15 protein-coding genes are annotated in these 17,143 nt (G+C 70.6%); 5 read left to right on the top strand and 10 right to left on the bottom strand.

All coding sequences use genetic code 11. From position 1 onward, the window contains the following. Window positions 1–160 precede the first annotated feature (160 nt). The 5 genes from tkt to pgl are packed head-to-tail and all read left to right on the top strand — an operon-like array spanning window position 161 to window position 6,743. Window positions 161–2,236 carry a transketolase gene (tkt, locus tag AB0389_RS26380; protein WP_366397965.1) on the top strand — a complete coding sequence of 692 codons (2,076 nt, stop codon included), beginning with the start codon at window positions 161–163 and terminating at the stop codon, window positions 2,234–2,236. Window positions 2,237–2,271: 35 nt separating this feature from the next. Beyond that, window positions 2,272–3,390 (top strand): transaldolase, encoded by a 1,119-nt coding sequence (gene tal, locus AB0389_RS26375; RefSeq protein WP_366397964.1) that lies wholly within the window; start codon window positions 2,272–2,274, stop codon window positions 3,388–3,390. Between the two features lie 4 nt (window positions 3,391–3,394). After that, window positions 3,395–4,927: a glucose-6-phosphate dehydrogenase gene (gene zwf / locus AB0389_RS26370; protein WP_366397963.1), complete on the top strand. Its 1,533-nt coding sequence runs from the start codon at window positions 3,395–3,397 to the stop codon at window positions 4,925–4,927. Further along, window positions 4,924–5,964, top strand: a complete 1,041-nt coding sequence (gene opcA, locus AB0389_RS26365) for a glucose-6-phosphate dehydrogenase assembly protein OpcA (RefSeq protein WP_366397962.1) — start codon at window positions 4,924–4,926, stop codon at window positions 5,962–5,964. Before zwf ends, opcA begins: the two co-directional genes overlap by 4 nt. Then, window positions 5,961–6,743, top strand: coding sequence for a 6-phosphogluconolactonase (gene pgl / locus AB0389_RS26360; RefSeq protein WP_366397961.1), 783 nt, complete (start codon window positions 5,961–5,963; stop codon window positions 6,741–6,743). Before opcA ends, pgl begins: the two co-directional genes overlap by 4 nt. 81 nt (window positions 6,744–6,824) lie before the next feature. On the opposite strand, the gene AB0389_RS26355 is transcribed toward pgl, so the two are convergent. From AB0389_RS26355 to gap, 10 genes are all read right to left on the bottom strand, one after another. After that, window positions 6,825–7,667: a poly-gamma-glutamate hydrolase family protein gene (locus AB0389_RS26355; RefSeq protein WP_366397960.1), complete on the bottom strand. Its 843-nt coding sequence runs from the start codon at window positions 7,665–7,667 to the stop codon at window positions 6,825–6,827. After that, window positions 7,664–9,337: a PH domain-containing protein gene (locus tag AB0389_RS26350; protein WP_366397959.1), complete on the bottom strand. Its 1,674-nt coding sequence runs from the start codon at window positions 9,335–9,337 to the stop codon at window positions 7,664–7,666. Before AB0389_RS26350 ends, AB0389_RS26355 begins: the two co-directional genes overlap by 4 nt. Further along, a complete protein-coding gene (locus AB0389_RS26345) occupies window positions 9,334–9,831 on the bottom strand; it encodes a PH domain-containing protein (protein ID WP_366397983.1) in 498 nt (165 codons plus the stop codon). The genes AB0389_RS26350 and AB0389_RS26345 overlap by 4 nt, the downstream gene beginning before the upstream one ends. 30 nt (window positions 9,832–9,861) lie before the next feature. Beyond that, window positions 9,862–11,514: a glucose-6-phosphate isomerase gene (gene pgi / locus AB0389_RS26340; protein WP_366397958.1), complete on the bottom strand. Its 1,653-nt coding sequence runs from the start codon at window positions 11,512–11,514 to the stop codon at window positions 9,862–9,864. Window positions 11,515–11,571: 57 nt separating this feature from the next. Beyond that, on the bottom strand, window positions 11,572–12,783 hold the full coding sequence (locus AB0389_RS26335) for an MFS transporter (protein WP_366397957.1): 1,212 nt from the start codon (window positions 12,781–12,783) through the stop codon (window positions 11,572–11,574). Window positions 12,784–12,930: 147 nt separating this feature from the next. Next, complete coding sequence (locus AB0389_RS26330) at window positions 12,931–13,218, bottom strand: RNA polymerase-binding protein RbpA (RefSeq protein ID WP_231717310.1); 288 nt, start codon at window positions 13,216–13,218, stop codon at window positions 12,931–12,933. A gap of 222 nt (window positions 13,219–13,440) precedes the next feature. Further along, a complete protein-coding gene (gene secG, locus AB0389_RS26325; protein WP_181957609.1) occupies window positions 13,441–13,671 on the bottom strand; it encodes a preprotein translocase subunit SecG in 231 nt (76 codons plus the stop codon). Window positions 13,672–13,804: 133 nt separating this feature from the next. Next, complete coding sequence (tpiA, locus tag AB0389_RS26320; protein ID WP_366397956.1) at window positions 13,805–14,599, bottom strand: triose-phosphate isomerase; 795 nt, start codon at window positions 14,597–14,599, stop codon at window positions 13,805–13,807. A gap of 6 nt (window positions 14,600–14,605) precedes the next feature. Beyond that, on the bottom strand, window positions 14,606–15,817 hold the full coding sequence (locus AB0389_RS26315; protein WP_366397955.1) for a phosphoglycerate kinase: 1,212 nt from the start codon (window positions 15,815–15,817) through the stop codon (window positions 14,606–14,608). Between the two features lie 125 nt (window positions 15,818–15,942). Further along, window positions 15,943–16,947: a type I glyceraldehyde-3-phosphate dehydrogenase gene (gap, locus tag AB0389_RS26310; RefSeq protein ID WP_366397954.1), complete on the bottom strand. Its 1,005-nt coding sequence runs from the start codon at window positions 16,945–16,947 to the stop codon at window positions 15,943–15,945. Between the last annotated feature and the right edge of the window lie 196 nt (window positions 16,948–17,143).

The raw sequence follows: 17,143 nt of genomic DNA, 5'->3' as shown, positions 1-17,143 counted from the left end.
GCCGAGAGCCTGCCGAGAGGCGAAGTCCCCGCACGCACCGCACCCTGGAAACGCACTCGGAAAGATGTCAGACGCTGCGGGTAGGCTCGACAACGAACAGCGAACCGGTGCGCCCTCAGACACCGGAATTCGAACATGTGGAGAGGAGCCCTGACTCAGGGTGAGCACCAAGCCGACCACAACAGACCTCGAGTGGACCGATGTGGACCGCCGGGCCGTTGACACCGCCCGCGTCCTGGCCATGGATTCCGTACAGAAGGTCGGCAACGGCCATCCGGGTACGGCCATGAGCCTGGCTCCCGCCGCGTATCTGCTCTTCCAGAAGCTCATGCGGCACGACCCGGCCGACGCCCAGTGGACGGGCCGTGACCGGTTCGTCCTCTCGGCGGGCCACTCGTCGTTGACGCTCTACACCCAGCTCTACCTGGCCGGATACGGCCTGGAGCTGAGCGACCTGGAGTCCTTCCGCACCTGGGGTTCGAAGACCCCGGGCCACCCGGAGTACGGACACACGGTCGGCGTGGAGACCACGACGGGCCCGCTCGGCCAGGGCGTCGCCAACGCGGTGGGCATGGCCATGGCCGCCCGCTACGAGCGCGGCCTGTACGACCCGGAAGCCGCTCCCGGCACGTCGCCGTTCGACCACATGATCTATGTGATCGCCGGTGACGGCTGCCTCCAGGAGGGCATCTCCGCGGAGGCGTCCTCGCTGGCCGGCCACCAGAAGCTGGGCAATCTCGTCCTGCTCTGGGACGACAACCACATCTCCATCGAGGGCGACACGGAGACCGCGGTCTCCGAGGACACCCTCAAGCGGTACGAGGCGTACGGCTGGCACGTCCAGCGCGTCGCGCAGTCGCCCGACGGCGACCTCGACCCGCGGGGACTGTACGAGGCGCTGGTGGCGGCCAAGGCCGTGACCGACCGCCCCTCGTTCATCGCGGCCCGGTCGATCATCGCCTGGCCCGCCCCGCACGCGCAGAACACCGAGGCCGCGCACGGCTCGGCGCTCGGCGCCGAAGAGGTCGCCGCCACGAAGAAGGTGCTCGGCTTCGACCCCGAGAAGTCCTTCGAGGTCTCCGACGAGGTCATCACGCACACCCGTGAGGCCCTCGACCGCGGCCGTGAGGCGCGCGGCGAGTGGGAGAAGACGTTCGCCGCCTGGCGCACCGCCAATCCGGAGCGCGCGGCGACGTTCGACCGGGTCCGCGCGGGTGAACTGCCCGCCGGCTGGGAGGACAAGCTCCCCGCGTTCGAGACCGGGAAGGCCGTCGCGACGCGTGCGGCGTCCGGCAAGGTCCTCCAGGCGCTCGGCGAGATCATCCCCGAGCTGTGGGGCGGCTCCGCCGACCTGGCCGGCTCGAACAACACCACCATCGACAAGACGTCGTCGTTCCTCCCCGCGGGCAACCCCCTGCCGGAGGCCGACCCGTACGGCCGCACGGTGCACTACGGCATCCGCGAGCACGCCATGGGCTCGACGATGAACGGCATCTCGCTGCACGGCAACACCCGTATCTACGGCGGCACCTTCCTGGTGTTCTCGGACTACATGCGCCCGGCCGTCCGGCTGGCCGCGCTGATGCAGCTCCCGGTCACCTACGTGTGGACGCACGACTCGATCGGTCTCGGCGAGGACGGCCCGACCCACCAGCCGGTGGAGCACCTGGCCGCGCTGCGCGCCATCCCGGGTCTCAACATCGTCCGCCCGGCCGACGCCAACGAGACGGCGATCGCCTGGCGCGAGATCCTCAAGCGCCACGCCAAGGGCGCCCCGCACGGTCTGGCGCTGACCCGCCAGGGCGTGCCGACGTACGAGGCCAACGACGAGGCCGCCAAGGGCGGTTACGTGCTGTTCGAGGCCGAGGGCGGCGCCCCGCAGGTCGTGCTGATCGGTACCGGCTCCGAGGTGCAGCTCGCCGTGGAGGCGCGTGAGCAGCTTCAGGCCGCGGGCGTGCCGACGCGGGTCGTGTCGATGCCGTCGGTCGAGTGGTTCGACGAGCAGGACCAGGCGTACAAGGACAGCGTGCTGCCGCCTTCCGTGAAGGCGCGCGTGGCGGTCGAGGCGGGCATCGGCCTGACCTGGCACCGTTTCGTGGGCGACGCCGGCCGCATCGTGTCGCTGGAGCACTTCGGTGCCTCGGCCGACGCGAAGATCCTCTTCCGCGAGTTCGGCTTCACCGCCGACGCGGTCGCCTCCGCCGCCCGGGAATCACTCGCGGCTGCCGCGCGCTGACGCTTATATACGAACCAGTAGGAGATGCAAACCTCATGACAGACGCACTCAAGCGCCTCTCCGACGAAGGCGTCGCGATCTGGCTCGACGACCTGTCGCGCAAGCGGATCACGTCGGGCAATCTCGCCGAACTGATCGACCAGTCGCACGTGGTGGGTGTCACCACCAACCCGTCGATCTTCCAGAAGGCGATCTCCGGCGGCGACGGGTACGAGGCCCAGCTGACCGACCTCGCCACCCGCAAGGTCACCGTCGAGGAAGCCGTCCGCATGATCACGACGGCGGACGTCCGTGACGCCGCCGACATCCTGCGTCCGGTCTTCGACGCGACGCAGGGGCAGGACGGCCGGGTCTCCATCGAGGTCGACCCGCGCCTCGCCCACAACACCGCGGCGACCATCGCCGAGGCCCGTCAGCTCGCCTGGCTGGTGGACCGCCCCAACACGCTCATCAAGATCCCGGCGACCAAGGCCGGTCTGCCGGCGATCACCGAGACGATCGCCCGGGGCATCAGCGTCAATGTCACGCTGATCTTCTCCCTGGAGCGCTACCGCGAGGTGATGGCCGCCTACATCGCCGGCCTGGAGAAGGCGCAGGCCGCCGGCCTGGACCTCTCGACGATCCACTCGGTCGCCTCCTTCTTCGTCTCGCGTGTCGACAGCGAGATCGACAAGCGGCTCGACGCGCTGGACACCCCCGAGGCCAAGGCCCTCAAGGGCAAGGCCGCCCTCGCCAACGCCCGTCTCGCCTACGAGGCGTACGAGGAGGTCTTCGGCGGCGAGAGCTGGGCCGCCCTGGACCGCGCGCAGGCCAACAAGCAGCGTCCGCTGTGGGCCTCGACGGGCGTGAAGGACCCCGCGTACAAGGACACCCTGTACGTGGACGAGCTGGTCGCCCCCAACACGGTGAACACCATGCCGGAGGCCACCCTCGAAGCCACCGGTGACCACGGACAGATCACCGGCGACACCGTGCGCGGTACGTACGGCCAGGCGCGCGCGGAGCTCGACGCCGTCGACAAGCTCGGCATCTCGTACGACGACGTCGTACAGCTGCTGGAGGACGAGGGCGTCGAGAAGTTCGAAGCCGCCTGGATTGACCTGCTCAAGTCGACCGAGGCGGAGCTGAAGCGCCTCGCCCCTTCGGAGGGCTGATCCCTTGACCTCAACCCACGGAGCGAACCCGCTCCGTGACGCCGCGGACCGACGGCTCCCGCGTATCGCGGGGCCGTCGGGCCTGGTCATCTTTGGCGTCACGGGCGATTTGTCCCGCAAAAAGCTGATGCCTGCCGTGTATGACCTCGCCAACCGTGGTCTGCTGCCGCCGGGCTTCTCCCTCATCGGCTTCGCGCGCCGCGAATGGCAGAACGAGGACTTCGCACAGGAGGTCCACGACGCCGTCAAGGAGCACGCGCGCACGCCGTTCCGCGAGGAGGTCTGGCAGCAGCTGGTCCAGGGGATGCGCTTCGTCCAGGGCGTCTTCGACGACGACCAGGCGTTCGAGAACCTGAAGGAGACCATCGCCGAGCTGGACAAGGCGCAGGGGACGGGCGGCAACTTCGCCTTCTACCTCTCCGTACCGCCGAAGTTCTTCCCGCAGGTCGTCCAGCAGCTCAAGAAGCACGGGCTCGCGGACCAGACGGAGGGCTCCTGGCGGCGTGCCGTCATCGAGAAGCCCTTCGGGCACGACCTGGAGTCGGCGATCGAGCTGAACAAGGTCGTCCACGAGGTCTTCCCGTCCAACGAGGTCTTCCGGATCGACCACTACCTCGGCAAGGAGACCGTCCAGAACATTCTGGCGCTCCGCTTCGCCAACACCCTCTTCGAGCCGATCTGGAACCGGTCCTATGTCGACCATGTCCAGATCACCATGGCCGAGGACATCGGTATCGGCGGCCGGGCCGGCTACTACGACGGCATCGGCGCCGCCCGTGACGTCATCCAGAACCACCTGCTCCAGCTGCTCGCGCTGACCGCGATGGAGGAGCCCGCCTCCTTCGACGCGGACGCGCTGGCCGCCGAGAAGACCAAGGTGCTCGGCGCGGTGAAGCTGCCCCAGGACCTCGGCGCGGACACGGTGCGCGGGCAGTACGCGGAGGGCTGGCAGGGCGGCGAGCAGGCCATCGGCTACCTCCAGGAAGACGGCATCGACACGCGGTCGAAGACCGACACGTACGCCGCCGTGAAGCTGGGAATCGACAACCGCCGCTGGGCGGGCGTCCCGTTCTATCTCCGGACCGGAAAGCGGCTCGGCCGCCGGGTCACGGAGATCGCGGTCGTCTTCCAGCGCGCCCCGCACTCCCCCTTCGACCACACGGCCACGGAGGAGCTGGGGCAGAACGCCCTGGTCATCCGCGTCCAGCCGGACGAGGGCGTGACCATGCGGTTCGGCTCGAAGGTGCCCGGCACCTCCATGGAGGTCAGGGACGTCTCGATGGACTTCGCCTACGGCGAGTCCTTCACGGAGTCCAGCCCCGAGGCGTACGAGCGGCTCATCCTCGATGTGCTCCTCGGCGACTCGAACCTCTTCCCGCGTGTGGAGGAGGTCGAACTGTCCTGGAAGATCCTCGACCCGATCGAGCGGTACTGGGACACGCACGGCAAGCCCGCGCAGTACGAGTCCGGGACCTGGGGTCCGGTCGAGGCGGACGAAATGCTCGCACGAGACGGACGGAGCTGGCGTCGGCCATGAAGATCGACCTTACGGACACCACGTCCAGCAAGATCAACAAGGCCCTTGTGCAGGGGCGCCGGGCGATCGGCACCCCCGCTGTCGGAATGGTCCTCACCCTGGTCCTCGTCACCGACGAGGAGAACCAGTACGACGCGCTCAAGGCCGCGAACGACGCGTCCCGCGAGCACCCCTCGCGGAAGCTGGTCGTCGTCAAGCGGGTCTCCCGCTCGGCGCGCGACCGCGCCACGGCCCGCCTCGACGCCGAGGTACGGGTCGGGGCGGACGCGGGCACCGGCGAGACGGTCGTGCTGCGGCTGTACGGCGATGTGATGGACCACGCCCAGTCGGTGGTCCTGCCGCTGCTGCTGCCGGACGCCCCGGTCGTCGTGTGGTGGCCGGTCAACTCCCCGGTCAACCCGGCGAAGGACTCGCTGGGCAAGCTGGGCCAGCGCCGCGTGACCGACACCTACGCCTCCGAGAACCCGGTGGAGGAGCTGACGGCCCGCGCCGACGCGTACACCCCGGGCGACACGGACCTGGCGTGGACCCGGATCACTCCGTGGCGCTCGATGGTCGCCGCCGCCCTGGACCAGGTGGACTGCGAGGTCACCTCGGTCGAGGTCGAGGGCGAGGAGCACAACCCGAGCTGTGAGCTGCTGGCCATGTGGCTGGCGAACCGGCTGCGGGTCCCGGTGCGGCGCAGTGTCTCGGGCGGTCCCGGGCTCACGGCGGTACGGATGGAGACGACCTGCGGGCCGATCGCGCTGGACCGCCCGGACGGCGGGCTCGCGACGCTGTCCATCCAGGGCCAGCCGGACCGCGCGGTCGCCCTGAAGCGGCGTGACACGGCCGAGCTGATCGCGGAAGAGCTGCGCCGGCTGGACCCGGACGACACCTACGCGTCGGCGCTGCGCTTCGGCGTGCACCGGCTGGGTGACCCGGCGAAGCCCGCGCTGCCGCCGCTGCCGACCCGGGAGGCGGGCTCCTCGGAGCACGCGCCGGCCTCGGCCGTCACGCCCGCGAGCATGCCGGTGAAGAAGGCGGCCTCGAAGTGAACACGCCCCAGCTTGTCGTCCACCGCGACAAGGAGCTGATGGCGCAGGCCGCCGCGGCCCGGCTGATCACGAGGATCGTGGACGCCCAGGCCGCCCGCGGCACCGCCTCGGTGGTGCTGACGGGCGGCCGCAACGGCAACGGGCTGCTGGCCGCGCTGTCGGCGGCGCCCGCCCGGGACGCGGTGGACTGGTCCCGGCTCGATCTGTGGTGGGGGGACGAGCGCTTCCTGCCGGAGGGCGACCCGGAGCGCAACATCACCCAGGCGCGGGCGGCGCTGCTCGACTCGGTGCCGCTGGACCCCGCGCGGGTGCACGCGATGCCGGCGTCGGACGGGCCTTACGGCAGCGATGTGGAGGCGGCTGCCGCCGCGTACGCCACGGAGCTGGCCGCCGCGTCCCGGCCCGAGGACCACGGTCCGGTGCCGACGTTCGACGTCCTGATGCTGGGCGTCGGGCCCGACACGCATGTCGCGTCGCTCTTCCCCGAGCTGCCCGCCGTGCGGGAGACCGAGCGCACGGTCGTCGCCGTACACGGCGCGCCCAAGCCGCCGCCGGTCCGTATCTCGCTCACGCTGCCCGCGATCCGGGCGGCGCACGAGGTGTGGCTGCTGGCGGCGGGCGAGGACAAGGCGAAGGCGGCGGAGATAGCGCTGTCCGGCGCGGGCGAGATCCAGGCCCCGGCGGCGGGCGCGTACGGCCGTGGCCGCACGCTCTGGCTGCTGGACGCGGCGGCTGCCTCGGCGCTGCCGCGCGGCCTCTATCCGCCGGCCTCGGCCTGACCGTACGAACGAGACAGCAACGGCGTCGGCCCGCACCCGTATCCCGGGGGCGGGCCGACGCCGTTGCGGTGCTCGGAGCGTTCAGAGAACGGCCTGGTCCGTCCGTGCCTCCAGGCGCGCGATCGCCGTGCGGGTGGCGGCCACGAAGCGGTCGAAGACCTCGGTGGTGGAACCGGGCCGCCCGGCGCGGGTGTTGACGCCGAACATCGCCTGGCGCAGCTCGGTGGTGATCTCCAGCTGGCCGCCCTTGCCGAGGACCGTGCGGTTGGCGATGTTCTGGGGCTGCACCCCGGCCAGCGCGGGCACGGTCGAGCCGTCGACGGTCTGGAACCCGGCGCTGTCGAAGGCCGCGCGCAGATAGTCCTTGAAGGCGGTGTGGAGCCCGCCGACGACCACGGCCTCGGGCCGGGTACCGGCGACGCCGGCCTGGGCGGCCGTACAGCCGTGCAGGCTCAGTACGTTGAGGCTGCCGCCCGCCATCGAGAGGGCCACCCGGTCGTCGCAGTTGACGGACGTGACATGCAGTTCGCCGTTGTTGCTCGACCGCAGACCCTCGAACATCCAGTAGTCGTAGACCGGTCCGGCCGCCGGGCTGATCTCGAAGGTGGCCGGGTGGTAGCCCGCGATGCCCAGGCAGAGCTCCGAGGTGCCGGTCTCGATACCGCCGCCGTGCAGTGCCATGACGGTGGTGCGGTGGAACGGGTAGGCCGTGGTGATGCTGTTGTCGGACTTCTCGTGCCGCTTGTAGCGGCGGCCGAAGTCGGCCCCTTCCCTGCCCGCGAGCCGGGTGTAGAGGTCGGTGTTGGAGGCGTACAGATCGTCGGCGGCGTGGGCGGGCGCGGCGCCCACCCCGGTCAGCAGCGGGCCGCTCACGGCGGCGGTGGCGAGGGCCGTGAGGACCGTACTGCGGCTGGTGGTGGTCATGCGGTCGTCGTCTCCATGCTCGGGGCGGTGCCCGGTGGGGTGGGGTTCTCGCGGACGAGGAAGGGCTCCAGCAGTCCCGGTACGGCCTCGGCCGCGAAGGCGAGGCCCTCGCCCGTCGCCGCGTCGTGGACGTGGTAGGCGCCCTGGCCCGCCGCCGTGGTCGCCGTCAGCGTCAGCAGCCCGGCGCGGCGCTGGAAGTACGACTGGGTGACCGTCCAGCCGATGACGCCGCCGCGCTGGAGGGCCACCGTCGTACGGCGCAGGGTGCCGGAGCGCGCGACCAGATAGCCGCCGCCGATGCCGTGGCCCAGATTGCGGTACGCGTCGAGGGCGAGCGCGACGGCGAGCGCGGGCAGCACCACGGCGCAGCCCAGCGCCACGTACAGCAGTACGTCGGTGAACAGCGCGCCGAGGACGGCGAGGATCACGACGGGGGCCAGCGCGGCGGCGAGCGCCCACCGCAGCCGCCGGCCCCGGGCTGCGCGGGGGTGCGCGGTGAGGACCGCCGGCCGCGTCGGGGACTCCGGCTCGCGCAGGACCCGCGCCGCCACGGACTCGGCGACCGCGCGCGGCGCGGCGGGGAGCAGGGACTTCTGGTCGGCGTGCTTGTCCTCCTCGCCGCCCTGGGAGAGGCCGGTGGCGACCGCGTCGAGCCGGGCCGCGCCCGCGAGCCGTATCCCGAGCGGCTCGACCAGCTCCACCCCGCGCAGCCGCCGCTCCTCGATGGAGACGGAGCGGGAGGTGAGCAGGCCGCGCCGGACCCGCAGGGTGCCGCCGGGCTCCCGCTCCAGCCGGTAGTTCCACCACATCTCGGTCCACAGCCCGAGTGCGCCGATCACACCGGCGAGCGCGGCTCCGGCCACGACGGTCGCGACGATCCAGCCGAACGGGGTGTCGTGGAAGCGGTCGTCGAGCCAGTGGAACACCTGCTTCTGCGCGCCGAACCAGTCGCTGACCTGGAACACGGCCCCGATCGCGGCCCCGCCGAGCACCGGGGCGACGAACGACATCGGCGCGTACCGCAGCCAGGCCGGGTCGAGCGCCGCCAGCAAGCCCTCGCGGTGCGCCCCCGGTGCCTCGGCGGAGGCGCGGCCGAGGAGTTCCGTACGGAGGCGCTCGCCCTCGGCCCTGGTGACGGGGTCCAGCTCCAGCGTGGCTTCGGCGCCCGCGTGCTCGCCCGTACCGATCCGGACCGTGACCAGGCCGAGGAGCCGCGGGAGGAGGCTGGCGGTCAGATCGACGCTGCGGATCCGTTCGCGGGCCAGCGAGCGCCGTTCGAGCACGAACAGGCCCGTGTGGAGTTCGGCCCGCTCGGGGCCGATGCGGTAGCGGGTGCGGCGCCACCGGACGTACTCCGCGGCCGTCGCGGCGAGGACGAGGAGTACGGCGCCGGCCAGCAGCCAGGACAGCGCCTGCCGCAGCGGCATTCTGGCGGTCAGGGCGAAGAAGGCGGGCACCCCACCGCCGCCGACGACGCCCGCCATGACGAAGGCGTGGACCAGCAGGGCCCGCGGCGCGAGCTGCCGCCACTCCTCCTCGGCGGCTGCGGGTGCCGCGGGTGCCGCAGGCGCAGCGACCGGACCGCCGGCCTCGGCCGGACCGGCCGACCCCGTCGCCCCATCCGGACCGGTCGGCCCGTCGGCCCCCGCGAACTCCACGGGCCCGCTCATGTGGCATCCCCCGGGGTGGCCTGGGTGATCAGCGTCAGCCGCTCGGCCAGCTCCGCCGCCAGCTCGTGGTCGAGCCCGCGGATCTCCACGGCGCCCGCCGCCGACGCGGTGGTGACGATCACCGTGGAGAGCCGGAAGAGCTGCTCCAGCGGACCGCGCACGGTGTCCACCGTCTGGATCCGGGACATCGGCGCGATCCGCCACACCTGCCAGAAGAAGCCGGTGCGGACGTAGACGGCCTCGTCCGTCACCTCCCAGCGGTGCACCCGGAACCACCACACCGGTATCAGCAGCGTGCACAGCAGCCCCAGCACCGCCAGCGTGGCGGCCCCGGCCAGCAGCCAGGTCCGCGCCGGGGTGATGAACACCCCCAGCACGGCCAGGACGGTGACGGGCCCGAGCGTGAGCAGCAGCCACTGCGTACGCCACCAGCCGACGGCGCGCGGATCCAGCGTGTTGTCCGGCGGCCGGAGCCGGACCGTCTCCCCCGTTATCGCCACCGTCTCCCCCTCCCGGTCATCGGCTCAGCGACCGCGCAGCGAGCGGTACGTGGCGACGAGCGCCGCGGTCGAGCCGTCCAGCTCCTCGCCCTTCTCGTCCCCGGTGAGCACGGGCTCGATCTTCTTGGCGAGCACCTTGCCCAGTTCGACGCCCCACTGGTCGAAGGAGTCGATGTTCCAGACGGCGCCCTGGACGAACACCTTGTGCTCGTACAGCGCGATCAGCTGGCCCAGGACCGAGGGGGTGAGGTCCCCGGCGAGGATGGTGGTGGTCGGGTGGTTGCCGCGGAAGGTCTTGTGCGGCACCAGCTCCTCGGGCACGCCCTCCGCCCGTACCTCCTCGGGCGTCTTGCCGAAGGCGAGCGCCTGGGTCTGCGCGAAGAAGTTGGCCATCAGCAGGTCGTGCTGCGCGACCAGGCCGGGCAGCAGATCGGCGACCGGCCGGGCGAAGCCGATGAAGTCGGCCGGGATGACCTTCGTGCCCTGGTGGATCAACTGGTAGTACGCGTGCTGCCCGTTGGTGCCCGGCGTGCCCCAGACGACGGGCCCGGTCTGCCACTCCACCGGGTTGCCGTCCCGGTCGACCGACTTGCCGTTGGACTCCATGTCCAGCTGCTGGAGGTAGGCCGTGAACTTCGACAGGTAGTGGCTGTACGGCAGGACCGCGTGCGACTGCGCGTCGAAGAACGCCCCGTACCAGACGCCGAGCAGCCCGAGCAGCAGCGGCGCGTTCTCCTCGGGCGCGGCGGTACGGAAGTGCTCGTCGACGAGGTGGAAGCCGTCGAGCATCTCGCGGAACCGGTCGGGGCCGATCGCGATCATCAGGGAGAGCCCGATGGCCGAGTCGTACGAGTAGCGCCCGCCGACCCAGTCCCAGAACTCGAACATGTTCGCCGTGTCGATGCCGAAGTCGGCGACCTTCCCGGCGTTCGTGGAGAGCGCCACGAAGTGCTTGGCGACGGCGCTCTGATCGGCGCGCAGGCCGGTCAGCAGCCAGTCGCGCGCGGAGGTGGCGTTGGTGATGGTCTCGATGGTGGTGAAGGTCTTGGACGCGATGATGAACAGCGTCTCGGCCGGGTCCAGGTCCCGTACGGCCTCGTGCAGGTCGGCGCCGTCCACGTTGGAGACGAAGCGGAGCGTCAGCTCGCGGTCGGTGAAGGAGCGGAGCGCCTCGTACGCCATCGCGGGCCCGAGGTCGGAGCCGCCGATGCCGATGTTGACGATGTTCTTGATGGGGCGGCCGGTGTGGCCGGTCCACTCGCCGGACCTGATCCGCTCGGCGAAGGCACCCATCTTGTCCAGTACGGCGTGCACCGCCGGTACGACGTTCTCGCCGTCCACCTCGATCACGGCGTCACGGGGCGCGCGCAGCGCGGTGTGCAGCACCGCGCGGTCCTCGGTGGTGTTGATCTTCTCGCCGCGGAACATGGCGTCGCGCAGCTCGGCGACCCCGGTGGCCGCCGCCAGCTCACGCAGCAGCGCCAGCGTCTCGTCCGTCACCAGGTGCTTGGAGTAGTCCAGGTGAAGATCGCCCACCTGGAGGGTGTAGCCGGTACCGCGCGCCGGATCGGCGGCGAACAGCTCCCGCAGGCTCACCTCTCCGAGCTGCTCCCGGTGCTTGCCCAGCGCGCTCCACTCGGGCGTCCGGTTGAGCCTGGTACGTCCCTCTGCGTTCATTCGGACATCAGCCCATTCATTGTCGTACGTGTACGCGAACCCCGCTGTCCTCCCAACTTAATTGATCAGGGAGCCGAGTGATGCGACAGCCAGTACGAAGAACCCGGCGGTCAGGAGAGCCGGGGCGTTCAGTCCCCAGCCGGCCGCCGCGGCACCGCCCAGCAGCGCGCCGAGCGGCGCTCCGGCCGTCGCGAGTGTGCGGAAGGCCGAGCTGATCCGGCCCAGCATGTCCCGGGGGCTGCGCTCCTGCATCAGGGTCGCCTGCTGCACGTTCCACACCATGTTCATGGCTCCGAAGACCCCCAGGCAGCAGACCGCCGCCCAGATCTCGCGTACCGATCCCAGGACGACCAGACAGCCGATCTGCACCGTTCCGGCGAGGAACATGGCACGCACCCTGCCGGTCCGCTCGGCGATCCGCTTCGCCAGCAGCCCGCCCACCGCGCTCCCCACCCCGAAGGCGGTGAGCGTCAGGGCGTACCCGCTGTTCCCCGCGCCCAGCCAGCCCGTGACATGCAGCACCAGGGTGGCGATCAGCGCGCTCATCCCGATGTTGCAGAGCGTCGTCGCCAGGCACAGCCCGCGCAGCGTCCGGTCCCGCACCAGGAAGCGCAGCCCCTCGGCGATCTCGCCCCGCAGGGTGGAGCCCGCGGTGCGCGCCGGCCGCTCCGGGGCCTCGGCCCGCAGCGAGACGATCAGCAGTCCCGCCAGACCGTAGGTGACGGCGTTGGCCGCGTGCGGCGCGGCCACGCCCACCAGGAGCAGCGCGGGCACCAGCGGGGCCGCGACCAGGCTCCCGGCTATCTGCTGACCCGTCATCAGGCGGGCGTTGGCGCTGCCGAGTTCGTTCCGCTCGACCAGCGACGGCAGCAGGGCCGTCGCCGCGTTGTCGAAGAGTGTCTGGAGCGTCGTGAGGACGAAGGCGAGCAGGAGCAGGAGCGCGATCGACGCCTGGCCGAGGGCCACGGCGATCGCGAAGGCCGCCATCAGCGCGCCCCGGACCAGATCGACGCCCCACATCGCCCGCCGCTGGTCGACCCGGTCGGCGACCGCCCCGCCGAGCAGTCCGAACAGCAGCCACGGCAGATAGCCGCAGGCGGTCACGGAGGCGATCAGCAGGGGATCGTCCGTGAGCGAGGCGGCCAGCAGAGGCATGGCCGCGGCCCGCAGCGCGTCACCGAAGCGCGAGACGATCGCGGCCGACCAGAGCCTGCCGAACCCTCCGCGCCATGGCGGCGCCGCCGCCTCCTCCGTGTCGACAGCCGTCACCACTCCCCCTTCCGGTCGACCTTGATTCAGACCGTAAGGGGTGGCACTGACAGTGAGGCCCGGACGCCGGCAGCCCGAAAACCAGGACAATGCCGGGCAAAAATGGTTCGGCCGGACACCTGTTCCGTGTCCGGCCGGAAAAAGTGGCTAGAACTCGCCACGCAGTTTGGCGAGGGCCTCGGCAAGGATCGCTTCGCCGTCCGCGTCGCTGCGCCGTTCCCGTACATACGCGAGGTGCGTCTTGTACGGCTCGGTGCGCGGCGGGTCCGGCGGGTTGTCCCGGTCCTGACCGGCCGGGAAGCCGCAGCGCGGGCAGTCCCACGTCTCCGGAACCTGCGCGTCACTGGCGAAGCTCGGCACCGTCTCGTGCCCGTTCGAGCACCAGAAGGAAATGCGCAGGCGGGGCGCGGACTCGCCGCGCTCGGCCTCACCCATCGGCCCCGCGCCGACCCGGCTTCCCCGGATCGCGTTGCCACTTGCCACGGTCGTAACTCCCTGCGTGATGGTGCCGCAATGCGTCGATAGGCAGCTCCGCTGCCGGGCTGGCCACAGTCTACGTAAGGCCCAACGCGCGTCCAGTGAAGGGAGTTACTCCCTCAGCCGCCGGGCGCGGAACCTCATGATAGGCCGCGCCCGGGTGCCGTACCGTACGTATGCTCAGCTGTCCAGCTTCAGCAGCAGACCAAGCACGACAATGCACGCGAACCACAGCAGACCGACAACAACGGTGATGCGGTCGAGGTTACGCTCGGCGACCGAGGAACCCCCGACGGACGACTGCATTCCGCCACCGAACATGTCGGAGAGGCCGCCGCCCTTCCCCTTGTGCATCAGCACCAGCAGCATCATCAGCAGGCTGAAGATGATGAGGGCGATCGAGAACCCCATGACCACGGCTGGACCAACTTCCTCGGACGGGCAGAACCGGCAGGACCGACCTGCCGGACAACGGATGGCGGGGGCCGAGGGGCTGTGCCTCCCGGCCCCCGCCAGGGTACGACGGATCCTTGCTACCGCATACTCACTGGTCGCGGAACCTGACGATCTTGACGAACTCGTCGGCGTCCAGCGCCGCGCCGCCCACCAGGGCCCCGTCCACATCCGGCTGCGCCATGATCGCGGCGACATTCCCGGACTTTACGGAGCCGCCGTACTGGATGCGGACCTTGTCGGCCAGCTCCTGCGAGTACAGCTCGGCGAGCCGCCCGCGGATGGCCGAGCAGACCTCCTGGGCGTCGTCGGGGGTGGCGACCTCGCCGGTGCCGATGGCCCACACCGGCTCGTACGCGATCACGACGGACTCGGCCTGCTCGGCCGGGATGTCCTTGAGGCCGCCGTCGAGCTGGGCCAGGGTGTAGGACACCTGGTCACCGGCCTTGCGGATGTCCAGGCCCTCGCCGACGCAGAGGATCGGGGTCAGGCCGTGCTTGAACGCGGCCTTCACCTTGGCGTTGCAGATCTCGTCCGACTCGGCGTGGTACTGCCGCCGCTCGGAGTGCCCGACCGCGACGTACGCGCACTTCAGCTTGGCGAGCATCGGGCCGGAGATCTCCCCGGTGTACGCGCCCGAGTCGTACGCCGAGATGTCCTGGGCGCCGTACTTGATCTTGAGTTTGTCGCCGTCGACCAGGGTCTGCACGGACCGCAGATCGGTGAAGGGCGCCAGGACGGCGACCTCCACGGCGTCGTAGTCCTTGTCGGTCAGCGCGAAGGCCAGCTTCTGGGTGTGCGCGATGGCCTCAAGGTGGTTGAGGTTCATCTTCCAGTTGCCCGCCATCAGCGGGGTGCGGCCGGTCGTTCCGTTCGAAGTGCTCATGAACTGTCAGTCCTCCAGTGCGGCGAGGCCGGGAAGCGTCTTGCCCTCGAGGTATTCGAGGCTGGCGCCGCCACCGGTCGAGATATGGCCGAATGCCTTCTCGTCGAAGCCCAGGATGCGGACGGCGGCGGCGGAGTCGCCACCGCCGACCACCGAGAAGCCCGGGGAGTCGACGAGGGCCTGGGCGACGGCCCGGGTGCCCTCGGCGTAGTCGGGGTGCTCGAAGACGCCCATCGGACCGTTCCAGAAGACGGTGGCCGCGTCGGCGAGCTTCGAGGCGTAGAGCCGGCCGGTCTCCGGGCCGATGTCCAGGCCCATCCGGCCGGCCGGAATGGCGTCCGCCGCCACCGTCTCGGGGTGGGTCGGCGCCTTGGCCTTCAGGTCGGGGAACCCGGCCGCGACCACGACGTCGACGGGGAGCACGAACTCCACGCCGCGCTCCTTCGCCCGCTCCAGGTACTCGCGGACGGCCGGGATCTGGTCCTCCTGGACGAGCGAGGAGCCGATCTCGTGGCCCTGCGCCTTGAGGAAGGTGAAGACCATGCCGCCGCCGACCAGGATCCGGTCGGCGCGCTCCAGCAGATGGTCGATGACCGCGAGCTTGTCGGAGACCTTGGCACCGCCGAGGACGACCGCGTACGGCCGCTTCACGTCGTCGGTGAGCTTCCTGAGCACCCCGACCTCGGTGGCGATCAGATATCCGGCGGCGTGCGGCAGCCGGGCCGGCAGGTCGTACACCGAGGCGTGCTTGCGGTGGACGGCGCCGAAGCCGTCGCCCACGTACACATCGGCCAGCGCGGCCAGCTGGTCGGCGAAGGCGCCGCGCTCGGCGTCGTCCTTCGCGGTCTCGCCCGCGTTGAAGCGGAGGTTCTCGATGACGGCGACCCGGCCGTCGGTGAGCGCCGCGACGGTGGCGGTGGCGGACTCGCCGACCGTGTCGGTCGCGAACGCCACGTCGGTGCCCAGGAGTTCACCGAGGCGCGCGGCGGCGGGCGCGAGGGAGAAGGCGGGGTCCGGGGCGCCCTTGGGGCGGCCCAGGTGGGAGGCGACGATCACGCGGGCGCCGGCCTCGGCGAGCCGGGCGATCGTCGGCTGGACGGCGCGGATACGGCCGTCGTCGGTGATGGTGGTGCCGTCCAGCGGCACATTGAGGTCGGCGCGGACGAATACGCGCTTGCCGGCGACCCCTTCTGCGAGAAGTTCGTCGATCGTCTTCATCTGCTGCTGCACTCCTTGGAATGTCTGGACAGGCCAACAGGGCTCGAACAGCGCCGCGTGTGCGCCGACCGAGCCCTGTCGCTCATATCGAGATGCCTGTCGGCCCTGGATTCAGAGGCCCTGAATCAGAGCTGGCCGCCGACGAAGACGGTCAGGTCGACCAGACGGTTGGAGTAGCCCCACTCGTTGTCGTACCAGCCGATGATCTTCACACTGTTGCCCTGAACCATGGTCAGGGAAGAGTCGAAGGTGCAGGAGGCCGGCCAGTTGACGATGTCCGAGGAGACGATCGGGTCCTCGGTGTAGTCGAGGTAGCCCTTCAGCTCACCCTGCGAGGCCTTCTGGAACGCGGCGTTGACCTCTTCCTTGGTCACCACGCGCTCCGTCTCGACGACCAGGTCGGTGACGGAACCGGTCGGGACCGGAACGCGCATCGCCATGCCGTTGAGCTTGCCCGCCAGCTCCGGGATGACCAGGCCGAGGGCCTTGGCCGCACCGGTGCTCGCCGGAATGATGTTCTCGGCGGCGGCGCGGGCGCGGCGCAGGTCCTTGTGCGGGAAGTCCTGCAGACGCTGGTCGCTGGTGTACGCGTGGACCGTGGTCATCAGGCCCGAGACGATGCCGAAGTTCTCCAGGAGAACCTTGGCCATCGGCGCCACACAGTTGGTGGTGCAGGAGGCGTTGGAGATGATGTGGTGGTTCGCCGGGTCGTACTTGTCCTCGTTGACACCGAGCACGATCGTGATGTCCTCGTCCGAGGCCGGAGCCGAGATGAGGACCTTCTTGGCGCCACCGGCGATGTGCTTCGCGGCGTCGGCCTTCTTGGTGAAGATGCCGGTCGACTCGATGACGATGTCGACGCCCAGCTCACCCCAGGGGATGTCGGCCGGGTCGCGCTCGGAGAGCACCTTGATGGTGTGACCGTCGACCGTGATCGTGTCGGCGGTGTGGGTCACCTCGGCCTTGAGGCGGCCCAGGATGGTGTCGTACTTCAGCAGATGCGCCGTGGTCGCAGTGTCACCCAGGTCGTTGACAGCCACGATCTCGATGTCTGCACCCTGCTCCAGCAGCGCGCGGAAGTAGTTACGACCGATGCGGCCAAAGCCGTTGATGCCTACGCGGATCGTCACGAACCGATCTCCTCGTTGGTACGCCGGGTTTCGACGCCGGCGAGTTGTATGGGATGTCCCCGACCGCTTATGACCCTACCTCTCCCCGGGCCGCGTGGTGACATCCGAGTCGCCCCGGGAGCCGGGCCCGGCCCGCACCCGCCATTACCGGCGAGTACGGACAGACCCGGCACCGCCCGGATCAGCCCGCGGACGC

The sequence above is a fragment of the Streptomyces sp. NPDC093109 genome (assembly GCF_040701725.1).
Classification (GTDB): domain Bacteria; phylum Actinomycetota; class Actinomycetes; order Streptomycetales; family Streptomycetaceae; genus Streptomyces.
This window is presented reverse-complemented; position numbering and strand designations above follow the sequence as displayed.